Raw genomic sequence first — 673 nt, forward strand, 5'->3', positions numbered from 1 at the left:
CGAGGACAGTGTCAGGTGGGCAGTTTGACTGGGGCGGTCGCCTCCTAAAGAGTAACGGAGGCGCCCCAAGGTTCCCTCAGAATGGTTGGAAATCATTCGAAGAGTGCAAAGGCAGAAGGGAGCTTGACTGCGAGACCTACAAGTCGAGCAGGGACGAAAGTCGGGCTTAGTGATCCGGTGGTACCGCATGGAAGGGCCATCGCTCAACGGATAAAAGCTACCCTGGGGATAACAGGCTTATCTCCCCCAAGAGTCCACATCGACGGGGAGGTTTGGCACCTCGATGTCGGCTCATCGCATCCTGGGGCTGAAGTAGGTCCCAAGGGTTGGGCTGTTCGCCCATTAAAGCGGTACGCGAGCTGGGTTCAGAACGTCGTGAGACAGTTCGGTCCCTATCTGTCGTGGGCGTAGGAAATTTGAGAGGAGCTGTCCTTAGTACGAGAGGACCGGGATGGACGTACCGCTGGTGTACCAGTTGTTCCGCCAGGAGCACCGCTGGGTAGCTATGTACGGAAGGGATAAGCGCTGAAAGCATCTAAGCGTGAAGCCCCCCTCAAGATGAGATTTCCCAGTATGTAAGACCCCTTGAAGACGACGAGGTAGATAGGTTGGGGGTGGAAGTGCAGTAATGCATGGAGCTGACCAATACTAATCGGTCGAGGGCTTATCCTAA

The 673-nt window shown here is 55.4% G+C and carries 1 rRNA gene; it reads left to right on the plus strand.

Annotation, left to right across the window (positions count from 1 at the left end):
- Positions 1-672, plus strand: a 23S ribosomal RNA gene (locus LCF57_RS05005); the annotation flags it as partial.
- Between the last annotated feature and the right edge of the window lies 1 nt (position 673).

The sequence above is a fragment of the Paenibacillus sp. BJ-4 genome (genome assembly GCF_020404765.1).
Taxonomy (GTDB): Bacteria; Bacillota; Bacilli; order Paenibacillales; family Paenibacillaceae; genus Paenibacillus.